Annotated in this window: 15 protein-coding genes; 6 read left to right on the forward strand and 9 right to left on the reverse strand. The window is 46.1% G+C overall.

Going from position 1 to position 22141, the window contains the following annotated elements; genetic code table 11:
• Positions 1–44: 44 nt before the first annotated feature.
• Entirely contained in the window at positions 45–2441 is a 2397-nt protein-coding gene (locus EYQ95_RS04585) for a DNA internalization-related competence protein ComEC/Rec2 (RefSeq protein WP_111913885.1), read from the reverse strand.
• Between the two features lie 17 nt (positions 2442–2458).
• On the opposite strand from EYQ95_RS04585, the gene EYQ95_RS04590 reads away from it, so the two are divergent.
• Entirely contained in the window at positions 2459–2989 is a 531-nt protein-coding gene (locus tag EYQ95_RS04590; RefSeq protein WP_111913884.1) for a DUF2062 domain-containing protein, read from the forward strand.
• Here EYQ95_RS04590 and EYQ95_RS04595 read toward each other — a convergent pair.
• From EYQ95_RS04595 to EYQ95_RS04605, 3 genes are read right to left on the reverse strand one after another with little or no spacing between them, the layout of a single operon-like run.
• On the reverse strand, positions 2986–4236 hold the full coding sequence (locus tag EYQ95_RS04595) for a lipoprotein-releasing ABC transporter permease subunit (protein WP_111913883.1): 1251 nt from the start codon (positions 4234–4236) through the stop codon (positions 2986–2988). The genes EYQ95_RS04590 and EYQ95_RS04595 overlap by 4 nt on opposite strands.
• Positions 4236–4916 (reverse strand): lipoprotein-releasing ABC transporter ATP-binding protein LolD, encoded by a 681-nt coding sequence (gene lolD / locus EYQ95_RS04600; RefSeq protein ID WP_111913882.1) that lies wholly within the window; start codon positions 4914–4916, stop codon positions 4236–4238. The genes EYQ95_RS04595 and lolD overlap by 1 nt, the downstream gene beginning before the upstream one ends.
• Positions 4909–6150, reverse strand: coding sequence for a lipoprotein-releasing ABC transporter permease subunit (locus EYQ95_RS04605; RefSeq protein WP_111913881.1), 1242 nt, complete (start codon positions 6148–6150; stop codon positions 4909–4911). Before EYQ95_RS04605 ends, lolD begins: the two co-directional genes overlap by 8 nt.
• A gap of 105 nt (positions 6151–6255) precedes the next feature.
• Here EYQ95_RS04605 and EYQ95_RS04610 point away from each other — a divergent pair, with 105 nt between their 5' ends.
• The 3 genes from EYQ95_RS04610 (at position 6256) to EYQ95_RS04620 (ending at position 11578) form a co-directional block, all read left to right on the forward strand.
• Positions 6256–6840, forward strand: a complete 585-nt coding sequence (locus EYQ95_RS04610; RefSeq protein ID WP_111913880.1) for a PilZ domain-containing protein — start codon at positions 6256–6258, stop codon at positions 6838–6840.
• A 68-nt stretch (positions 6841–6908) separates the two neighbouring features.
• Positions 6909–10397 (forward strand): transcription-repair coupling factor, encoded by a 3489-nt coding sequence (mfd, locus tag EYQ95_RS04615; RefSeq protein WP_111913879.1) that lies wholly within the window; start codon positions 6909–6911, stop codon positions 10395–10397.
• Complete coding sequence (locus EYQ95_RS04620; protein WP_165831906.1) at positions 10397–11578, forward strand: CsiV family protein; 1182 nt, start codon at positions 10397–10399, stop codon at positions 11576–11578. Before mfd ends, EYQ95_RS04620 begins: the two co-directional genes overlap by 1 nt.
• Before the next feature lie 207 nt (positions 11579–11785).
• On the opposite strand, the gene asnB is transcribed toward EYQ95_RS04620, so the two are convergent.
• The 5 genes from asnB to acnA form a co-directional block, all read right to left on the reverse strand.
• On the reverse strand, positions 11786–13798 hold the full coding sequence (asnB, locus tag EYQ95_RS04625; protein ID WP_111913877.1) for an asparagine synthase (glutamine-hydrolyzing): 2013 nt from the start codon (positions 13796–13798) through the stop codon (positions 11786–11788).
• Between the two features lie 38 nt (positions 13799–13836).
• Complete coding sequence (locus tag EYQ95_RS04630; protein WP_111913876.1) at positions 13837–14907, reverse strand: aspartate carbamoyltransferase; 1071 nt, start codon at positions 14905–14907, stop codon at positions 13837–13839.
• Positions 14908–15027: 120 nt separating this feature from the next.
• Positions 15028–16458: a sodium:solute symporter family protein gene (locus EYQ95_RS04635; RefSeq protein WP_111913875.1), complete on the reverse strand. Its 1431-nt coding sequence runs from the start codon at positions 16456–16458 to the stop codon at positions 15028–15030.
• Positions 16455–16943 carry a hypothetical protein gene (locus EYQ95_RS04640; RefSeq protein WP_111913874.1) on the reverse strand — a complete coding sequence of 163 codons (489 nt, stop codon included), beginning with the start codon at positions 16941–16943 and terminating at the stop codon, positions 16455–16457. Before EYQ95_RS04640 ends, EYQ95_RS04635 begins: the two co-directional genes overlap by 4 nt.
• 128 nt (positions 16944–17071) lie before the next feature.
• Entirely contained in the window at positions 17072–19795 is a 2724-nt protein-coding gene (gene acnA, locus EYQ95_RS04645) for an aconitate hydratase AcnA (protein ID WP_111913873.1), read from the reverse strand.
• Positions 19796–20004: 209 nt separating this feature from the next.
• Between acnA and EYQ95_RS04650 the strand changes: the two genes are divergently transcribed.
• Complete coding sequence (locus tag EYQ95_RS04650) at positions 20005–21285, forward strand: ectonucleotide pyrophosphatase/phosphodiesterase (RefSeq protein WP_111913872.1); 1281 nt, start codon at positions 20005–20007, stop codon at positions 21283–21285.
• Positions 21282–22139, forward strand: coding sequence for an acyl-CoA thioesterase II (tesB, locus tag EYQ95_RS04655; protein ID WP_111913871.1), 858 nt, complete (start codon positions 21282–21284; stop codon positions 22137–22139). The genes EYQ95_RS04650 and tesB overlap by 4 nt, the downstream gene beginning before the upstream one ends.
• Positions 22140–22141: the final 2 nt, after the last annotated feature.

The following is a 22141-nucleotide window of genomic DNA, read 5'->3' on the forward strand; positions in this document are numbered from 1 at the left end:
ACGATCTGTTTTCATTGTACATTGTCTTGCGGTGAAATGACTAGCTACTCTGCGGGAAGTTGATGAAACCACGGTGTGTTTTCTAGCGGTCGTGCCAGTCTCACTTGCCACTCATTTTCTTTAAATAACAATGAAACCTGACCATGCCGCCCTGTGTCATAAAAGTCGATATTGCGATTAGCATAGCGCGCTAAAACTTCTTGATTAGGCATACCAAACTGATTGGCAAAGCCGCGGCTAACCACCGCTATGTCAGGGGCTACCGCGTCTAAGAACTCCGGCTGACTCGACCGTTTAGAACCATGGTGAGACACCAACAATATGTCATGCTTTAACATGTCTTGGTAACGCCCATATAGCCTTAACTCATTGATATAACCACTGTCTCCGGGAAGCAAAACCCGTTGGTTTTGATACTCTACAGATATAACGCAACTGTCGTTATTTTGACCAAACCTAGGGCCGGGTAATGGCGCTAACACGCGCACAGTCACCTCCTGCCAGCGCCAATGCTGGCCAAAATAACATCCCTGTGCGGCATTATTATTATCTAACCAAAGCGCATTAGGGAAAGCTTCCTGCAATGCGGCTTGTCCTCCGCTATGATCAAGGTGTTGGTGAGACACCACGCCCCAATCGAGAATTAAACCGCGGCGCTTTAGAAATGGAATAACCGTACTTGCGCCAGCACTGTAACCGGTATGGTACGCGGGTCCTGTATCAATAACTGCACTGCGGCCTCCTTGCTCAATAACGATAGCGTTCCCCTGTCCAACGTCTAACACATGAATAGCAAAAGCTGAGGAAGATTTGTTCAGTGCATACAGGGCGGCGAAGATAACCAAAGTAACAAACACAGCAACCTTATACTTAAACCGAAAGGGTAAGTAACAGCAAAGTACTGAAGCGAAGAGCCACCAACCCCAAAATGGATCCCATACCTCGAACCAAGCAAACTCTGCTGCTGCCACACGATCGAGTACCGAAAACATAGCTTGATAGACTTTATCTAATAACCACCACAGGGTATTGGCTAACTGGGGCCAAAACCATGAAGCGACGATGGAAATTAAAGTGATAGGAATAAGTAACGCGGTAAAGACCGGAATAAGTAATACATTGGTGACTGGAGCTAGCCAAGCAATACCTTGAAAAAACAAAATAGAAACCGGCAATAGCATAATCAGTAACATGACTTCGAAGCGCCAAAGTATTTGCCATTTGCGGACTAAGTTTTGACTTGAGGCTACGCGCTCGCGCCAATGCCAAACGAAAATGCTCAGCACGGCACAAATGGATAACCAAAAGCCCGTATCCAAATAAGCTAATGGGTCTAACCATAGAATCAGCAACACCGCATAAAACCATATTTTCAGCATGCCGCTGTGTTCACGGCTAAGCATAGCAAAACCCACCACTAAAATTAGTATGAGTGCTCGAAGGGTGGTTATAGGAAAGCCCGCTAGCGCGGCATAGAAAAAGGCTAAAGCAAAACCACTAGCAAAAATAAGTATTTTTCTTACCCTGTTGAGCAGTTCTGAGTGTCTATGAAAGTAGCTCCACTTCGATAGCCACCGAACGCTTACACAACGCTTGAGTAGCAAGATGCAAAATGTGAAAACCAAACTAAGGTGCAACCCAGAAATAGCGACAACATGCGAAAGCCCTGTTCTTCGCAAAGTATCCCACTGTTCGGTTGTTAACCACTGCCGCTCTCCTAGACCTAGGGCAAGGATTAAACCGGCATAACCGAGCTCGTCACGCTCTTGCTCTAATGCTTCAAATGCATGCTGCCGCATTGCAGCAACACTCAAAGCACGTGCTGAGCTAAGCTTTTTTCCTTCTGTAACCGAACCAAGTAAACGAATACGATGACGAGCTAGGTATTTTTGATAGTCGAATAATCCAGGGTTTAATGTTGCGGCACTCGGCTTTAAACGAGCCACAAACGACCATGTTTCTCCGGCTCTCACTTTTGGTCTTTCGTCTGCATACCAATACACCCTAACTTTGAGAGGGCAGGCACGGTTAGGTATCTGCCAGCTGGTTGGAGCTTGTGTTAAACAGCCATCGAGCCTAGTTCGCAAATCGTCACTTTCCGCCAACGACTCAACCTGAAGATGAATACGTGTAGGTTCGCGCCAATGTGTATGGTCAAGTTGCCAGGAAAATTGCATGGATAGATTGAAAATTACCCACGACATACCGCACAATACGCCACCCAACAGTTTGCAGCCGTCTATAATGTAAAAAGACTGCAAATTCAGCGGTGCAAAAACAAGCTTTGAAATAATGTGTGGCAGCTTTTGTAAAGCTACACACACTGTGGCTAATAGAAGTGCAACAGTTATACCCCATAATGGGCTCAACACTGGCATTAGGGGTGAACTCAGTAAACCACCTATTGTGCCAACAACCCATGGGAAATACGTTAATTTCATGAAGAGTTTGAGCGTCCATGCCTAAAAAGTTTATTCAAGGACTAATACCCGATCCGCGCAAGCTTCAATCTGTGAAGTCATTGCGTATTTTGGGGAGTTGGGTGCACAACCCGAACTATTGGCACTTGAATAGGCGCAGTGCATCAGGGGCTTTCGCGATTGGACTCTTCGTAGCGTTCTTACCTTTCCCGTTACATATGCTTATTGCTGCAGCCCTTGCAGTCATGACACGCGTAAACGTACCTTTGTCGGTCGCGTTAGTGTGGATCACTAACCCACTCACGATTACCCCTTTTGTATACGCTTCTTACAAAGTAGGAACGTTTTTACTGCAGCAACCGGGACAGTCTTTCCAATTTGAGATGAGTATCGCTTGGTTTACTTCAGGCATTTTAAACATTCTGCCAGCCCTCATGCTCGGCAGCATCGTTATCGGTTCTCTCGCGGGCTTAACGGGCTATATAGTTGTGCGCAGCATGTGGCGACATGCGGTGAGAAGTGCATGGAATGCTCGGCGTGAAGCACGCCGGTTACGGACTGAAGGTTAACGGTGTCGTAACGATTCCGCAGGAGCCACTTGCGCCGCTTTACGGGCTGGGTGAATCGTAGCAAGTAAGCTTGCGACAATAGCCACTACGGTTACAAATAAAACATCTTGCCAGGCCACTTGCGTTGGAATTCGGCTAATAAAATAAATATCCGCTGGCAACACTGTAGCTCCGGTCAGTCGTTCTATGGCGGCAACAAACGTAGGCAATTGAATAGCGCCAATAACGCCCACAAATGCACCTACAATAGCTCCTGGAATACCACTTAACGCGCCCTGCCATACAAATGTTTGTACCAAGGTTCGGTCTTTTATACCCATAGTTTTTAAAATAGCGATCGAGGCCTTCTTTTCCTCAACCTGCATCATGAGCGTTGCCACGATATTGAATGAAGCGACCACCATGACCAATACCAGCACCAAATACATTACCACTTTAACTAGCTCGATATCTCTATAAAGGTGACCTTCGGTTCTCATCCAGTCATGCATGTAAGCGTATTCATTGGTTTGATACCCCACTTCCGATACGGTACTTGGCGCAGAAAAAATGTCGCGAAGTTTAAGTCGTACAGCGTTGGCACTATCGTCGAGCTGTGTAACTTCTTGCCCTTTGGTTAAGTGTATAAAAGCAGTGCGAAAGTCTAACTCTCCACCAAATTGAAAATACCCCGCAACTTCAGCATTAAATCGTTTTGGTTTACTTAAGCGGCTACCTACCGAACGCTGTTCACCTAATTCAGGCAACATGAGTTGTAATGTTTGCCCTATTTCAATTCCTAATTGCTCAGCTAAGCCCTGACCAATCAGAATACCTTCGCTGTTATTTTGAAAGTTTTGCCAATGCGCTGCAGACACGTAACTTTCAATGTCTGAAACACGATGTTCCAACTCAAGGTCTATTGCACGAACTTGCACGCCATGAAACTGTTGGTTTTGTTGCAGCAACCCGGTAAATCGAATATTAGGTGCAGCCGCAATAACATTGCTATGTTGCTCAGCTGTTGCAACTACATTGCGCCAGTTCAATAAACCGCCTTGCACTGCTTCAACTTCAGCATGAGGAACAACCGCCAGTAGCTCGTTTTCAAGAGAAGCTTCAAAACCGTCCATGACCGATAGCAAAATAATCATGATCGCTGTGCCTAAACCAATTCCCACAGAAGAAGACCATGAAATAAAGTTTAAGTAACGATTACTACCTTTGGTTTTTCGAAAGCGGCGAGCTAGTTGCAACGGTAAGTTCATTAAGACGCCTCAACCAATGTACCGTGATCCATAGCCATAGTTCTCGGCAATGCGCGAGCCAATTCATAGTCATGGGTAACCACAATAAAAGCGGTTCCTAATTCACGATTAAGCTCTACCATAAGCTTGTAAATTAGTGCTGCGGTGTCTTCGTCTAAGTTACCCGTAGGTTCGTCCGCTAACACCAATTTCGGCTTGTTGACTAGTGCTCTTGCAATTGCGATACGCTGACGCTCACCACCAGAAAGTTGAGACGGTAAGTGATTTGCTCGCTCGCTTAACCCTACACGTTCTAATAAAGCTAATGCTGCTTGTTCCGCGTCTTTAGGATTTAAGCCTGCGATCAGCGCAGGCATAGCAACATTCTCCAGCGCGGTGAATTCATTGAGCAAATGATGGAATTGATACACGAACCCCAAATGCTGGTTACGCCAGTTCGCAAGTTGGTTGGTATTGAGTTTACCAATTTGCTCACCTGCAACCTGAAGTTCGCCAGAGTCAGCGGTATCTAACCCACCTAGCACATGAAGTAAGGTGCTTTTCCCAGAGCCAGAGGAGCCTACGATAGCTAACATGTCGTCGCTCGCAAGTTTCAAAGAAACGCCTTTCAGCACCGGCACTTCCCTTGCTCCATCGGCATATGTTTTGAATACATTGTTAATTTCGACCAAATTATTCATGCCGTAGTATCTCCGCGGGTCTTATTTGCGCAGCCCGAAAGGCTGGGTAAATGGTTGCTAATAAGGTGAGCACAATTGCTAAACCAAAAATTGTGAGAATTTGCACAATTTGAAAATCATACGGTAATGCTTCGCCTTGACCGAAAATAGACACACCCACAGCTGTCAAAATAGGATTTAACGACACGGTAATGAGTAACCCTAGAACTAGACCCACGGTTGCACCCACACCTCCTGTGTATACGCCTTGTAACATCAGCGTGCGATAAATACGGTGGGGTGTCATGCCCAAGGTTTGCAACACAGCAATGTCACCGCGTTTGTCCTGCACTAACATAACAAGGGCGGAAATGGCATTAAAAGCAGCTACGATAACAACCAATGTCAGCATCACCATCATCATGGTTTTTTCCATTTTTACTGCAGAGAACAAACGACCGTATCGCTTTTCCCAACCTTGCACACTCATGCCACTCATCTCTGCCTCTGCAAATGCTTGGTTCAACTGTTCGACTACCGCAGGTGCAGCAAATGCATCTTTCAAATAAAGGCGAATAGCAGTGACCTGCTCGGGTTCATAGCGAAACAGCCTACGCGCGTCTTCGCCATGTAAAAATATAATTTGCTGATCAACTTCCGAGCCAGCTGAGAACAATCCCACTACAGTAAAGTTTCTTTGCGCTGGAATAGCTCCTAACAATGTATATCGTTGGCCCTCAGCGGCCATTACACGAACACTATCGCCAATCCAAACATTGAGTTGGTTCGCTAAACTTCTTCCCAGTACAATGCCATATTCCCCGGGTTCAAGGTTAGTGAGGCGGCCTTGCACCATAGAGCTTTGTAAAATGCTTTGCGGTGGCTCAAGGTCCGGAAATACACCTTGTAGCCGAACGGGTTGCATGTTCTGGGTACCTTGAACTAAACCGTCAGCACTTAAAAAAGGAGACCAAGCTTGCACTTGCGCGGGAAACTCGACTGCCTGGGCTGTGCTTTGCCAGTTCTCTAGTCGCCCAGTATCAGCTTGAGAAATAGTGACGTGCGGAACGAGCCCTAATATTCTGGCTTTTAATTCATGTTCAAAGCCATTCATTACGGAACTCACAACAATTAATGCCATCACACCTAATGTAATGCCAAAAGTTGATACTCGTCGTATAAAAGCGGCAAAGCCTTTTTTTCTTTTACTTCTGCTATAACGCAGAGCGATAAATAATTCGGCTGGTTGAAACATGCAACTACCATGTAGAGCACCGAAAATTCGGATGCTTGCTAAAAACAATCCTTCAAGGATAATGACTAGAACGGTTTGACACAACAGAGAACTATGGAGTTTCCCATGAGCGACAGCGCATTAGCACGATATCAGGAGTTTTACTGCATTGCAGAAGCCGTGCCTGTAAGCGTTATTCCTGTTACTGCAGAGCAAGTTCCAGACAGCTTTGAAGTGTTTGAATCCGAGGTGCCAGAAGTGTTTCGGTTAGCCAACGATATTCGTGCTGTGGACCAAAACAGTGCCCAAGCACTTCGTGGTCTAGGTGATATTGCGAAAGTGATTCAAGACGTACTGCACCAGCAAAATACCAAATTAAATTTACTCCTCGGCTATGTACTGAGCCGTGAGGACGACAGCGATCACCGTTTCCAAACACTCGAATACGGTGGTGGAGGATTCAAAATAGAGGCTCCCGCGAATAGCTTTAAAGAAGGTGACCTAGCACAAGTTAAGCTATTTTTACGCGACATTGCAGCGGCAGTATATGCGTATGCCGAAGTAGCTGAAGTCACTGCAAGCGGCGAGCAACAGCAGGTCACGCTAGCTTTTAACCTCATTCGAGAAGACGACCAAGAAATTATTGTTCGCGCCAGTTTGCACGCACAAAGCCGCTTGCTGAAAAAACGCGCAGAAGATCGCAAAGGTTAAACCCTCAAGGGAAGTTTCTTGTATACTGTGGCGGTTTTTTCTAAGTCGAATCATAAGCTGTTGTCCTAATGTCTAAATATTCTTTATTTGAACCGCCAGTGAGTCAGTCGAAAGAGCTCGATATTACCTGGAAAAACCTCGTGGGTAGTAGTTTGGCACTTGCGATTAGTAGTGCCCTTAAAGCAGAGCAAAAGCCTATGGTTATTGTTACTGCAGACGCCCCTTCCGCGTACCGGTTAGAAAAAGAAATTAATTTCTTTTTAGGACAAGAAGACACGCCTGTTTGTGTGCTTCCTGACTGGGAAACCCTTCCCTACGATAGCTTTTCTCCGCACCAAGATATTATTTCCGACCGTTTAAGTATTCTTGCGCAAATGACCACGATGCGAAGTGGCATTTATATTGTTGCACTCAATACTTTACTGCACCGAGTTGCGCCCACCCATTTCATTACCGGCCATGCTTTAGCCATGAAAAAAGGCGACGTCAAACCCGCCGAGGACCTTCGTGCGCAATTAGAAAAAGCCGGATACAGGCATGTAGCGCAAGTTATGGAGCATGGTGAGTACGGTATTCGAGGATCAATACTCGACATATTCCCCATGGGTAATAAAACCCCATTTCGTATTGACTACTTCGACGACGAAATTGACAGCATTCGTATATTCGACCCCGAAACACAGCGCTCTACCGAAGAAGTACCCGAAGTTAACTTACTCCCGGCGCGTGAGTTTCCAACAACTAAAGAAAGTATTGAGCTATTTCGTAAGCAGTTCCGTGAACAGTTTGAAGCACAAAATGCGAAAGACTCGATATACCAGCAAGTGTCTCAAGGCATTCTGCCTGCAGGAATTGAGTACTATTTACCGCTATTTTTTGAAAGCACTGCAACTTTGTTCGATTACTTACCTGAGGAGTGTTTGCTGCTTACACAGGGCGACATTCAAGGTCAGCTAGCAAAACTTTGGCAAGACATTCGTTACCGCTACGAAGACCGTAGATGGGACAAATCACACCCCATACTTCCCCCTGAGCAAATTTACCTGCTGGAAGATCAAGTTAATGCTTCATTGGCGAACTTCCCGCGTATTCGTGTAGACCTCCCTGAAGGTACGCGCGCCAGAGGACCAAAAGAGTTCACGTCGACAGCAATACCCGAAATTAAAATTGATACTCGGCAAAAGCAGCCGTACGACAAGCTCAATAAAGCCCTTAAGTCTGCTGAAACACAGGGTAAGCGTGTTCTTTTTATAGCAGAGTCTGCAGGACGTAGAGAAAGTGTTCTTGGTTTACTGAAGCAGGCTGGTATACGTCCGCCTACATTCGGCACTTTTGAAAGCTTTTTGCAAGCAACCGTCCCCTTAGGTATTGCGGTGGGCCAGGTATCGCATTCATTCGCTACCGATCAGCTTCTGATTATTACCGAGACAGAACTACTTGGCGCGAGACCCGACACACGCAGACGCACCGACAGTTCACAACAGCAGAACCCAGACGCATTAATCCGCAACTTAGCAGAACTACGCATTGGTCAACCGATAGTCCACATTCAGCACGGTGTGGGCGAATACCAAGGGCTCACTACACTAGACACAGGCGGCGTAGCTTCAGAGTTCCTAACTCTCGGTTATGCCGACAACACTAGACTGTTTGTACCGGTCAGTAATTTACAGATGATTAGCCGTTACAGTGGGGGCGATCCAGACTCCGTACAACTGAATAAGCTAGGCTCGGACCAATGGGAGAAATCACGTAGGAAAGCAGCAGAGAAAGTACGTGACGTAGCCGCAGAATTATTAGACGTTTACTCTCAACGCGAGTCAAAGCCCGGCTATGCATTCATATTAGAACAAGAGGAATACCAAAAGTTTGCTGCGGGCTTCCCTTTCACCGAAACAGACGACCAAGTTCAAGCTATTCAAGCTGTACTTGAGGACATGCAACGACCTCGGGCTATGGATCGCCTCGTATGTGGCGACGTGGGATTTGGTAAAACAGAAGTGGCTATGCGAGCTGCATTCACCGCAGTACATGACCAAAAGCAAGTTGCCGTACTGGTTCCAACAACGCTACTAGCGCAGCAGCACTTTGAAAACTTCCGGGACCGTTTCGCAGACTGGCCCGTGCGTGTAGAGGTTTTATCTCGCTTTCGCTCGAACAAGCAGACCAAGGGTGTTTTAGAAGACCTAGAGAATGGCAAGGTAGACATTGTTATTGGTACGCACAAATTGCTGCAGAACGACGTTAAATTTGCCGACTTGGGTCTTTTGATTGTCGACGAAGAACACCGCTTTGGCGTTCGACAGAAAGAGCAAATTAAACGCCTACGTGCTGAAGTCGATATTCTTACGCTAACGGCTACGCCTATTCCTAGAACATTGAATATGGCGATGCACTCAATTCGCGATCTTTCAGTTATTGCTACCCCCCCGGCGCGCAGGCTAGCTGTAAAAACTTTCGTGCGTGAATACGACAAAGCCACTGTACGCGAGGCCATATTGCGTGAAGTACTGCGCGGTGGTCAGGTGTACTTCCTTCACAATAATGTAGAAACCATTGCGGCAACTGCCGAGCATTTACAAGAGTTGGTGCCTGAAGCGTCTATTCAAGTCGCCCATGGACAAATGGGCGAGCGCGAACTCGAACGTATTATGTCGGAGTTTTACCACCAGAAGTTCAATGTATTGGTGTGTACAACAATTATTGAAACAGGAATCGACATTCCGTCCGCGAACACCATAATTATGGACCGGGCCGACAACTTAGGCTTGGCTCAATTACACCAGTTAAGGGGGCGTGTCGGACGTTCTCACCACCAAGCGTATGCTTATTTACTTACGCCACATCCGAAACGCATGACCAAAGACGCAGCGAAACGACTGGAAGCTATTGCTCAACTGGAAGACCTGGGTGCCGGATTCGTATTGGCAACACATGACCTTGAAATTCGTGGCGCAGGCGAGCTTCTCGGTGACGAGCAAAGCGGACAAATAGAGTCTGTCGGGTTCAGCTTATATATGGAAATGCTGGAAGAAGCTGTTCAGTCACTACAAAAAGGTAAAGAACCCTCTCTCGACAAATTGCTTGAACTGCAAACCGAAATTGAACTGCGTATTCCGGCCTTGTTGCCTGAAGACTACATTCGCGACGTAAACACGCGACTTAGTTTGTACAAGCGGATTGCCGGAGCCGCGACTAAACAAGAGTTCGACGACTTGCAAGTTGAGCTTATCGACCGCTTTGGGTTACTACCCGAACCCGCGAAAAACTTGTTCCGTATTGGCGAATTGCGTGTTGTTGCAGTAAAACTGGGCATACGTAAAATTGATATCGGCCCGCAAGGCGGGGTAGTCGACTTTAATCCATCCACACCGGTAGAGCCTGGGTCTATCATTCAATTGATTCAAAAAGAGCCGCAAGTGTATGGTATGGAAGGTGCAACCAAGTTACGCTTAAGAAAAGAAACTGAAGATACGCAAGCAAGAATAAAACTGGTACAGTCTTTGTTAAGCGCACTTGAACAAGGTGCTGACGTTAGTTCACAAGGAGCTCAATAGTGGTTTCAAGGTATTTAAAAGTTGGGGTTTTCGCGCTTCTCGCTTCGTTGTCAGCAATACCGGCTGCACAAGCTCAAGAAGAGCCACTCGACGACGGCTACCGCTGGTTTGAAGTCGAAGTACTCGTTTTTAAATACAATGACCAAAACCCAAGTATTCAAGAGCAATACCCGCTTGAAATACGCCCTATTCGTGTGAACCGAGCTCGCTCATTAATTGGTGCAAAGCTTCGTCCACAACTCGATGGCTTATTGCACGCTTTACCCCGTTGTAGCTGGATGACCGACTTACCAGCAGGTGTAGGCGACTTAAACTGGCCTATTGAAAGCTACTCTATTGAACCACTACCGGATTTCACTTCCGACATATTCTGTAAGCTACACGAAGAGCGTATTGTTACCGATAATCTTTATCCAGCGCCTGCAGAGCGAATTGGTATGGAAGTTTACAATCCGACACCGGTGGTCGTAGCTGGCGAAGGTGGCGACGTTTTTACCACGCAAATTCCATTTTTAATGCCACAAGACAACTTGCGCTTCACTGAACTCAGAAACGACCTCGTTCGCAGAAATGCAGCAACACCAATACTTCATTCGAGTTGGCGCCAACCCGTATTCGGACGAACCACAAGCCGCCCACATCGCTTATTCGGTGGTCTTAACTTTACCCAAGACTTTGACTATTTAGGCTTCGCCAAACCTGAAGAGGAAACCGATTGGCTGTTCATTGACGAGTTAGAAAACGGCATTCAAGAAGCGAGCGAACCACTAACTCCAATTGAAGAACTTATTACCGCTATTGAACGCGGAGAGTTCAGGTTTGTTGGCCCTGCGCAAAATATTCGACGCTTGCCCGAACAACCTGACACTATGCCACAGAACCTGCCTCAAGATGTTTGGGAGTTCGACGGCCTTATGCAAATTTACCTTGTCGGAAATTACCTGCATATCGATGGCGAGTTTAACTTTAGAGAACCGGCCTCGTTCTCGCAGCAGTTTAGTAGCGCACAAGAGCAAGCCGAAGCGTTTTTAGAAGGTGAAATAGAAAGTATCGACTTCCTTAGAAGCTATTACCTGAATCAAGTAAAACGCGTGATTAGCCACGAAATACACTATTTCGATCATCCTAAATTCGGCGTTGTCGTAGAAATACGCCGCACCGAACGCTCCGCTCAAAACTAATAAAATGGGGTCAGAGCACTAAGTGCTCTGACCCCACCATTCAATTGAGAAAACCCCTTTTTGAACAATGCCTTTCATGCTTAAACGACTGTAAAGCGTACTTGCTTCAATATTTCCAGAAACGAAGCTTAAGGCTTTGCTACGTATGGGTTTGAGCTTTATTACAATGGGGTCAGAGCACTGAGTGCTCTGACCCCATTTTTGGGTTTAAGCGTGCCAACCTAATGCTTCAGCTCTTTTGGCAGCGTCTGCTGGGACATCTGTCGCCACAAAGAACTCATGCAAGATTTGAACGCCCAACATGTGGTTAATTACCGCGTCTAACTGAACTTGAATTTCAGCGGTAACGTTAGGGTCGTTATGAATCTCAAAAAGTTTTTCAACTTCTTCAAAGTCCAACAGCCCTGCACTTTCTACTTTTTCTTTGTTCAGGTATTTGTCGGCAAGCTTCTTCATTGCTTGCCACTTTTTCGGGTCGGTATGCGCCGGAGGCGCCATAAACGCAAACTTCTCTCGTTTATATAAGGTTTCCGGTAGCAAACCTTTCATAGCTTCTCGCAGCACCCATTTTTCCTTATTTCCACGGATACGTAGATGAGGAGGGATTTTAAACGCATGCTCTGCTAAGTGGTGGTCAAGAAACGCAGGACGAGCTTCCATAGAATTAGCCATATCTACACGGTCGCCACCCCAAGTTAGAATTTGCCCTTCCAACATGGTTTTAATCCAAACATATTGCGCTTTGTCGAGCGGATGACGCTCTTTAAGCATGTCTTCGTCTAACGTTTTCGCTATGGCACTACCTGCATCATACCCTTCAAGGTCACTCTGCCTAGTCTTCGCTATAAGCTTGTCGGCATAGCTAGAACAAGAGAGCCACGGCTGCACGCAACTTGGCGTAAAGCCCATTTTGTCCACAAACGCGTCGCTCACGAATTCTTCACGAGCAAGCATGGCTCCTTTGAAAAGTTTATTGTTCTTTTCTAATAACTCTTCCCACTCTTTGCGCTCTTCCGGCGGTAAATGGTCTAAACCATGTAAAAATAGGTCTTTACGGAATGCCGGATAACCGCCATAAAGTTCGTCAGAGCCCTCACCCGTCATCACTACTTTATATTTGGCTTCATTCACCTGTTGGCTCATTAAATATTTAGCAACGCCAAGGGTGTTATAAATAGTGCGCTCTGTATGCCACAGTGTTTGCTCGAAATGGCTATATAGGTCGTCAGCATTCAACGTCATAATATGATGATCAGCGCCGGTTGCTTCTGCCATTTCTTTTGCTATCGGTGTTTCGTCGTAGTCCGCTGAATCAAAACCTATCGTGAAAGCTTTAATTGGGTTCTGACTGGCAGCAGCGGCTAAACCTAAAATAGAACACGAATCTATGCCACCAGATAAATATGAGCCTACCGGAACGTCGGCGGTTAAGCGGTGCTGTACAGCCTCTAATAATTTCTCTCTAACACCTTGAACATAAGCATCTTCGTCTGGGTCACTGTCATGCTCATGCTCTAAAGGAAAGTCTACGTCCCAATATTTACGCTCTATGACACTCAATTTGCCGTTATTGCGCTTCACTGTCACCACATGCCCAGGAGCTACCTGTTTAATGCCCTCAAAAGCTGTCGTGCCAGGAACCATGACTTGAATAAGCTGATGATACAAACCTTCTGAAGAGAACTCGCGTTTCACTTCAGGGTGAGCAAAAAGCACTTTTAGTTCAGAACCAAAAACAATGCCCTTCTCTGTTTCTGTGTAATACAAAGGCTTAATACCAAAACGGTCACGTACTAAGTGCAGCTCGTCTTCTTGTTGGTCGTATAATGCAAAAGCAAATTCACCACGCAAGTCCGGCAACATATCAAATAAGCCTTTGCGGGGATAAAGTTCAATAACTACTTCAGAGTCACTTTTACTGGCGAAACGTGCGCCCTGGGCCGTTAATTCCGCACGAATACGTTGAAAGTCATAAAATTCGCCGTTGTGCGCGAGTAACAACCGGTTGTCTCGTGACAAGAACGGCTGTCGACCTCGATTCTCATCTAAATCGATAATAGACAATCGGGCGTGGCTAAAACCTACACCTGCTTCTGGTAATACTTTATAGCCATATCCGTCTGGCCCTCGATGATGCATGATCGCCGCCATATTGACCAAAACTTGCGGGGATATCATGTCTTTCGGATCTTGGTAAAAAACACCTGCAATTCCGCACATCTACTCTACTTCTCCTCTGTTGGTCATAACTGGATGCTTTAAACGACGTCAATAACTCGACCTGCACGCTGAACCATGCAAGTGAGTAACGCCATACGCATAAACACGGCACCTCTCGCCTGGCTGAAGTACCAGTTGTGAGGCGTATTATCCAAGTCTTTGTCGAGTTCATCTCCGCGGGCTAACGGGTGAAGAATAATTCCGTTTTCCTTTAAAGGTGATTTTGCGCTTAATGCGAATTTTGAACCGTAAGTTTCAAAGCCATCACCTTCCCAGGCAATCGCATTAATGTAAGTAATATCTAGGCTCGGTAAAACTTTGTTGAGGTCATGGCTAATAGACAGCTTTAAACCTTGCTGCTCTAATTCTTCACGTTGCTCCTCAGAGAAAAGATCTTTCTCATCCTTACAGTCTGTAATGATGACAACTTCTTTAAAACACTCTGAAAACACTGCGAGGCTTTTTAATAAACTTCTGACCGTACGCATTTTGCGAGGGTGGCCAATAACGCCCATTTTCAATTTGTCTTTCGCCTTGACCGGTCCTTCTAATAGGTCTGGTCGCCATTTAAATATGGCGTACATGTCGGCCATAGCCTGAGTTGGGTGCTCGTCGGTACCGTTTCCTGCATTAATAATAGGAATGCGTAGAGTGTCCATCATGAGTTCAATAGAGTCCGCATGATTGTCTCGAAGCACTACACAATCACCGTAGTTATTAAACATTTCCGCGACGTCTTCTAAGCACTCACCTTTCGCAATACCCGTAGTAGAACGGTCGGTAATCGACATAATGTCGCCGCCCAACCGATGCCAAGCACTTTCAAAGCTTAAACGCGTGCGTGTGCTGGGTTCGTAAAACGCGCTTATTAGAATTTTTCCCTGCAAAGGCGTACTGAACCGTAATGGGTTGCTTTCATATTTAGCAGCCAACCGAAATAATTGACGCATGGTGTCCTGACAAAATTGGTCAGAAGAAACCACATGCTGGTTAGAAAGTTTTAGGAGAAAGTCTCCGTCTTCTTGAATAGCTCTAAGCAGTGCCTTGGGGTGCGCGTCTCCGTACACGTCCGGGCGCTCGCGATCAAACGAGGGATCATTCACTGTCATAGGGTTACCAAATCTCTTTTGCCTTTACATCAATGAAAAACAACACTAACAAAATAAGCGGAGTTGCCGCAGACAGAATAAGCGCTGTTACTACAAGGGCTGTAAGCCCGGTTACAGAAATCATTTCGGAGCCTCCTCATTTAGCTGCTCCCAATTAAACTCGACAGGGTCGAGCTTGTAGCCAATCCAGGTTACTAGTCCTGAAATAGCACAAGAAGTTAATGCGGCTACATAAAAACCAATCATGAAATAGCACGCTAAACCAATCGAAGTACCTAGGAACATAGCTAATGCAGCAGTTCTCCCCGACACTTTCTTACTATATAAGCCCAAGACTATGGGCCAAATGGTGCTCGCTACGAACGCGCCGGTAAAGTTAAGTAGCGCACCTAACGTTGCCACTTTAGGTAAGCAAAGTAACCACGTTAATAAACCTAAGCCTAAAATGACCAAACGGTTCACTTTAAACAATTTTTTATCGGTTGCGCCCTTATCAATGTGTTTGTTGTAGATGTCTCTAGTCACTAAGTCTGAAGTTGCTGCAAGCAACGAGTCGAGGCTAGAGGCCAATGCAGAAAACACCACAATAAACACAATTACAGCACCTGCAGTACCTAACACGTGAGCCGCTACACTTGGACCAACCATATCTGCACTACTCGGGAAAATACCGAGTTGAGGAGCTGCTAGCGCAATAAACCCAGTCACGATAGGAATGGGTAGCCAAAGCACGCCTCCGAGCAGAAACGCTTTAAACGCCACTTTCTTCTTAAATGCTAACGCGCGCGACCACCAAACATTGGAGTGGAATATTTCACCTAAGCCAAAAAAGATATTATTAAACAAAAACATAATCGCGGCAGGAAATAGCCAGTTAAGCAGCTCTGGGTGTCCGGTCGTGAGTTCTTGATGAACAGGTTCAATACCGTTATTGATTAAAATAAGTACAGCAACTGCAACCACACCAATAATGATAATTAGAGCCTGAATAAAGTCTGTCGCAATAACAGCTCGCAACCCACCAAATAAAGTATAAGCCACGCAAATCAATAGTATCGCACTCATTCCAATGTGATAGTCGAGCCCGCTTAATGCTTGTAAAAGAATACCGCCAGCCATACCCAAACTAATCAACCAGCCCATGGCATACACAATAGAAATAACAATGAACACGTGCCACGCCCATTTGCCATAACGCAAGCGGATAAAGTCCCCACTGGTATATCCGTTAGGCAACAACTCGCGAATACGAGCTGAGAGCGGTGCAAAAAGGATTAGCCCCAGAGCAGCAAACGAGTAACCAATCATGCCCCATATACCGAATTGGTAGGTAAGCTGCGGCGCCACAAGTGTTGTATTACTCGTTACCCAAGTCGCCATGGCTGTAGCAGCAGCAAAGGCAAAACCTACATTGCGTCCTGCCAAAGCAAAGTCTTCATGAGACTTATTAGAACGCCCTAACACATAGCCAAAAACCACCCACAACACGCCAAAAATAGCGACAATGGCTAACCCTACATTACTGTTTAATGCATACTCGGTGGCAGTCATACACTCCCCTTCGATACGCTTTGGTCAGAGCTACGAGAATGCGCGTGGAGAATGAACACAACAAGAGCAATAAAAATAAGCGCACCCAATCCGAACAGTGTTAGCGCCCTGCTTAACGGGTAATGCTGAACGGTAACGGAAACTATATTACTTGTTTCACCACTCTGTGTGTCGCGCGCACGAAAGTAATACGTACCGTTAGAAAAGCCGCTCAAAGTAACTTGGCTAAAACTACCCAAAGGAGGATAGCGATCTTCGACAACGTCGAATGACTCACTTGCCGCGCGTTCAAACACGATGGTGTTAACGCTCGAACCTTCGCTGTTGACGGACTCAAGCTGATATTCAAGTTGGAAGTAGCCCTCTGACACAGTGCCACTTGGCCCTGTTAGAGTAATGGAGGTTGCGTGAGCCACGTTTATGCTCACACACAATAAAAAGGTGCAGACAAACCACAACACACTGCGTAATCCTGTCGCGACCATAATGGGTTCCGTACCCCGCCTTTGTGAGTGCTAAACAATCACCGTAACAAGCGCAAAATGCTTTTGCAAATGCGCCCCTAGTGAGCTAGAGGCGCATACTTGCGGTTATATAAAGCAATAACTTAGGTCTAGTTGGCGTTTTCAACCAACTGACGAAGTACATAGTGAAGAATGCCGCCGCTAAGGTAATAGCGCACTTCATTTGCCGTATCAATTCGACACTTCACATTAAAGCGCGTTTCTTTACCATCATCGCTTTTCGCGACCGCTTCAAATTCTTGCCCCGGCTTAATGTCTTTATTTAAGCCCAGAACAGAAATTTGTTCTTCACCGGTTAAGCCCAGGGTCTGTACACTCTCACCATCTGCAAATTGCAGCGGTAAAACACCCATACCCACAAGGTTTGAACGGTGAATTCGCTCGTAACTTTCAGCAATAACCGCCTTCACACCGAGTAGCCGCGTTCCTTTTGCAGCCCAGTCACGGCTTGACCCTGTGCCGTACTCTTTACCAGCAAGAACCACCAATGGCGTGTCATCTTGTTGGTACTTCATTGCCGCGTCATATATCGACATACGCTCTTTGCCCGGCATAAACAGGGTGTTTCCGCCCTCTTCACCATTCATCATTAAGTTTTTAATACGAATATTGGCAAAGGTGCCACGCATCATCACTTCATGATTTCCTCGGCGCGAGCCATAAGAGTTAAAGTCTTTAACTTCTACACCCTGCTCCTGTAGGTACTTACCGGCAGGGGCGTCTGGCTTAATCGCACCCGCTGGAGAAATATGGTCGGTAGTTATCGTGTCGCCAAATAACGCAAGAACTCTAGCGTTCTCAATATCTTTCGGTTCAGGAGCCGGCTTGTCGATTCCTTCGAAAAACGGAGGGTTCGCGACATAGGTTGAGTCGTCTCGCCATGCGTACGTTTCACTGTCTGGAATCGGTAGTTTTTGCCAATGCTCGTCACCGTCAAATACTTCGGCGTACTGCTTCTTAAACATCTGGCTGGTTACACTTTGTACCGCGTCTTGAATCTCTTTGTTACTTGGCCAAATGTCTTTTAAGTACACAGGGTTTCCGTCTTGGTCTTCACCAATAACGTCTTCCGTCAAGTTAATACGTGTTGTGCCTGTAAGAGCAAATGCAACAACAAGCGGTGGTGAAGCCAACCAGTTGGCTTTTATTTGAGCATGTATACGTCCTTCAAAGTTTCGGTTACCAGAAAGCACTGAAGATACAATCAGGTCGCCTTTATCAATAGCTTTCGCTACATCGTCAGGAAGAGGACCCGAATTACCAATACAGGTTGTGCACCCATAACCCACAAGGTCAAAACCAAGCTTGTCTAAATAAGTTTCTAAACCCGCTTCATGTAAATAATCTGTCACCACTTTAGAGCCAGGTGCCAGTGAAGACTTCACCCAAGGTTTACGCGTCAGCCCTTTCTCGACCGCCTTTTTCGCAACTAAACCAGCTGCCAACATAACACTCGGGTTAGACGTATTCGTGCAAGAGGTAATCGCAGCAATAACAACATCACCATGCGCTAGCTTGTGATCTGTGCCCTCAATCGGCACTGCGGTTGAGTCGTCTAGTTCAGCTTTGCTCAGCGACTCAGCGCCTCCCATCTCATCGTCTAAAGCAACACTTGAAGAGTTAAGCAATAAGTCAAAGCTGTCTTTCAAATTCGGCAGAGACACACGGTCTTGAGGACGCTTCGGCCCTGCTAATGAAGGTTCGACGTCTGCTAAATTTAAAGTTAGCGAGTCGGTAAATTCGGGTTCATTATCGTCGTTACGCCACATACCTTGTGCTTTTGCGTAGGCTTCAACGCGTTCTATTACTTCCTTGTCACGCCCTGACAACTCAAGGTATGTAATCGTTTCTTGGTCGATAGGGAAGAAACCACAAGTAGCACCATATTCTGGCGCCATATTCGCGATAGTTGCACGGTCGGCTAAAGGTAAATGTTTCAAACCTGGGCCATAGAACTCGACAAACTTACCTACGACGCCTTTTTTACGTAGCATCTGTGTAACCGTTAACACTAAGTCGGTGGCGGTAATGCCTTCAGATAAAGAACCTTCTAGCTTAAAGCCGATAACTTCAGGAATAAGCATTGAAATAGGCTGCCCCAGCATTGCAGCTTCGGCCTCAATACCACCAACACCCCAACCTAAAACACCTAAACCATTAATCATGGTGGTGTGTGAGTCGGTGCCGACTAGTGTGTCCGGATAAACATATTTCTTACCGTCTTCCTCCGAGGTCCAAGCCACTTGCGCTAAGTACTCTAAGTTCACTTGGTGGCAAATACCGGTACCCGGCGGTACAACACGGAAGTTATCAAATGCTTTTTGACCCCAACGCAGAAATTCGTAGCGCTCTTTGTTGCGCTCCATTTCAATGCGTACGTTTTCCTCGAAAGCATTTTCGGATGCAAACTTGTCAACCATTACAGAGTGGTCAATGACCAAGTCTACGGTAGATAGAGGATTGATTTTATTGGCAGGCAACCCTGCTTTAGCGACAGCGTCTCGCATAGCAGCTAGATCGACCACTGCTGGAACGCCGGTGAAGTCTTGCATAAGAACTCTCGCAGGACGGTATTCTATTTCCTGCTTCGAGCTTTTGTTTTTTAACCAGTCGACGACGGCATGAACGTCTTCCTTGGTTACGGTAGTTCCGTCTTCATGGCGTAATAGGTTTTCTAGTAGAACCTTCAACGACACCGGAAGTTTATCGACATTACCTAGCTTCTCCGCCGCTTTAGGAATGCTGTAGTAATGAAGCTTTTCACCTGCTACTTCGAGCTCAGAGTGAGTTTGAAAACTATCTTGGCTTGCCATGTTTTACTCCGTTTTCAACTATTAGTTAACTTATTAGCTTGGTTCAAGGTCGGAAAAATTCAAGGCATTCCCATAATTTAGTGTGTGAATGTGCGCTCACTTAAGCACTTGTCGTGGATTTAAACAGTTCGTCGTAAGCGGTCATGCAATTGTCAAATGGGTTAGTTATACTCGCCCTTTGTTGATCGAAGAGAAAAAGGTTTACTGGCATGAGAAATTGGATGTTCATCGCGCTTTTCGCGATAACGCTGCTGTCGATTTCTGGCTGTGCAGAACAAAACGAGGCGAATGAGCCACAACAACTTACACCTACACTTATATTGATATCAATCGATGGTATGCGCCACGACTATATTGATATGTACCAGCCCGATAACATTCAAGCGCTGGCTCAGCACGGTGTACGTGTAGGTATGTTAGAGCCTGTGTTCCCAAGTAAAACCTTTCCTAACCATTTTGCTTTAGTCACCGGGTTACATGCAGAAAACCATGGAATCATTGGTAACAATATCTACGATCCCGAATACCAAGAAGTGTTTGGTTTGAGTATCAAAGAGGCGAATCAGAATAGCCGTTGGTGGCAAGGCGAACCTATTTGGATTACCGCAGAACGCCAAGGCGTGACCAGCGCAACATACTTTTTCCCTGGCTCAGAAGCTGAGATCAACAATCACCGCCCTACTTACTGGCATGAGTACGATGGCAGCGTGTCTAACAGAGACAGGGTAGAAGGTGTACTTGATTGGCTACGACTACCAGCCGAAGAAAGACCGCAGTTTCTCGGGCTCTACTTCAGTGATGTAGATTCAGCAGGTCATGGCTTTGGGCCTGAGTCAGCAGAAGTAGCGCAAGCCATCGAGCATGTTGACGGTGAAATTGGCTATCTGATGCATGAATTAGAAGCTATGGGGATTGCAGACGAAGTTAACATTATGATTTCTAGTGACCATGGCATGTATGAAGTGAATCTTGAAAAACATGTTGTTGTCGACACAGCATTTGATCAAAGTCTTGCCGAGTACGTAACGTTTACTCGAGAGATTATTGGCATTCACCCACTACCGGGACAAACTGAAGCCATATACCAGCAACTACAAGAGAATATTCCGCCAAGCGCCGCTACCGTATATTACAAACGAGACATACCGGAGCGTTTTCATTACCAAGCAAATGCTCGTATTCCTGAAATCTTCATTCTCGCACAACCAGGCTACGCGCTCTTGAAACAACAATGGTTAGAGGATGCACTCGCCAATGGAAAGTACGGTCAACCTATGGGTAGCCATGGTTACGACAATGCCATACCAGAAATGCAGGGGATTCTCGTTGCTGCGGGACCTCAATTTAAGTCAGGCGAACGTATTGCTCACTTGCGCATGGTAGATGTGTATAATGTGATGAGCACTGTATTGGGCATATTGCCGGCACCTAACGACGGTGACCCAAACGTTATTCCATTGATGATCAACGAGAGAAGCTTGTCAGAATGAGTCAGGTATTAGACGATTTATTAAAACTCATGGAGCTCGAAACTATCGAGCAGGGTATTTACCGTGGTCAGAGCCAAGACCTAGGTTTTAGAGCATTGTTTGGTGGCCAAGTCATGGGGCAAGGCCTGTCAGCAGCGAAAGAAACGGTAGATGCTTCTCGAGGTGTGCACTCATTTCATAGTTATTTTTTGCGCCCAGGTGACGCTAATCATCCTATCGTTTATGACGTAGAAAACATTCGCGACGGAAAAAGCTTTTCCACGCGTCGCGTGCAAGCTATTCAATTTGGCAAACCGATTTTCTACATGACAGCATCTTTTCATGGTGAGGAACCAGGTTTAGAACATCAGTCCGACATGCCCGACGTGCCGGGTCCTGAAGAATCTATTTCTGACCTCGAAGTTCACCGAGAGCATGCAGAACTTATTCCAGAACCATTGCGTTCGAAGTTCACCAGCGACAAGCCTATTTTAATGCGTTTTGTGACCGCTTATAACCCGTTTAAACCTGAGGTTATGGAGCCGGTTCGTCACGTATGGATTAAGGCTAATGGCGAACTTCCTGACGACCAACGCATTCATCAGTATCTGCTCGCTTATGCGTCAGATTTTAATTTCTTACCGACTGCATTGCAGCCGCATGGCTTAACGTTTGCGAGCCCGAAAATGCAAATGGCGACGATAGACCACGCCATGTGGTTTCATCGCCACTTTCGTATGGACGATTGGCTGTTGTATTCCATCGACTCACCAAGTGCGAGCAATACACGAGGCTTAGTGCGTGGTCAGTTCTTCAATCGTAGAGGCGAGCTGGTGGCTTCTACAATTCAAGAAGGCTTATTACGTCAACGGTAATT

This window comes from Lysobacter sp. N42, from assembly GCF_004344885.1.

Coding starts and splice junctions, on each gene's coding strand:
- EYQ95_RS04585 (WP_111913885.1), bottom strand. CDS start 2,441: ATGAAATTAACGTATTTCCCATGGGTTGTTGGCACAATAGGTGGTTTA.
- EYQ95_RS04590 (WP_111913884.1), top strand. CDS start 2,459: ATGCCTAAAAAGTTTATTCAAGGACTAATACCCGATCCGCGCAAGCTT.
- EYQ95_RS04595 (WP_111913883.1), bottom strand. CDS start 4,236: ATGAACTTACCGTTGCAACTAGCTCGCCGCTTTCGAAAAACCAAAGGT.
- lolD (WP_111913882.1), bottom strand. CDS start 4,916: ATGAATAATTTGGTCGAAATTAACAATGTATTCAAAACATATGCCGAT.
- EYQ95_RS04605 (WP_111913881.1), bottom strand. CDS start 6,150: ATGTTTCAACCAGCCGAATTATTTATCGCTCTGCGTTATAGCAGAAGT.
- EYQ95_RS04610 (WP_111913880.1), top strand. CDS start 6,256: ATGAGCGACAGCGCATTAGCACGATATCAGGAGTTTTACTGCATTGCA.
- mfd (WP_111913879.1), top strand. CDS start 6,909: ATGTCTAAATATTCTTTATTTGAACCGCCAGTGAGTCAGTCGAAAGAG.
- asnB (WP_111913877.1), bottom strand. CDS start 13,798: ATGTGCGGAATTGCAGGTGTTTTTTACCAAGATCCGAAAGACATGATA.
- EYQ95_RS04630 (WP_111913876.1), bottom strand. CDS start 14,907: ATGACAGTGAATGATCCCTCGTTTGATCGCGAGCGCCCGGACGTGTAC.
- EYQ95_RS04635 (WP_111913875.1), bottom strand. CDS start 16,458: ATGACTGCCACCGAGTATGCATTAAACAGTAATGTAGGGTTAGCCATT.
- EYQ95_RS04640 (WP_111913874.1), bottom strand. CDS start 16,943: ATGGTCGCGACAGGATTACGCAGTGTGTTGTGGTTTGTCTGCACCTTT.
- acnA (WP_111913873.1), bottom strand. CDS start 19,795: ATGGCAAGCCAAGATAGTTTTCAAACTCACTCTGAGCTCGAAGTAGCA.
- EYQ95_RS04650 (WP_111913872.1), top strand. CDS start 20,005: ATGAGAAATTGGATGTTCATCGCGCTTTTCGCGATAACGCTGCTGTCG.
- tesB (WP_111913871.1), top strand. CDS start 21,282: ATGAGTCAGGTATTAGACGATTTATTAAAACTCATGGAGCTCGAAACT.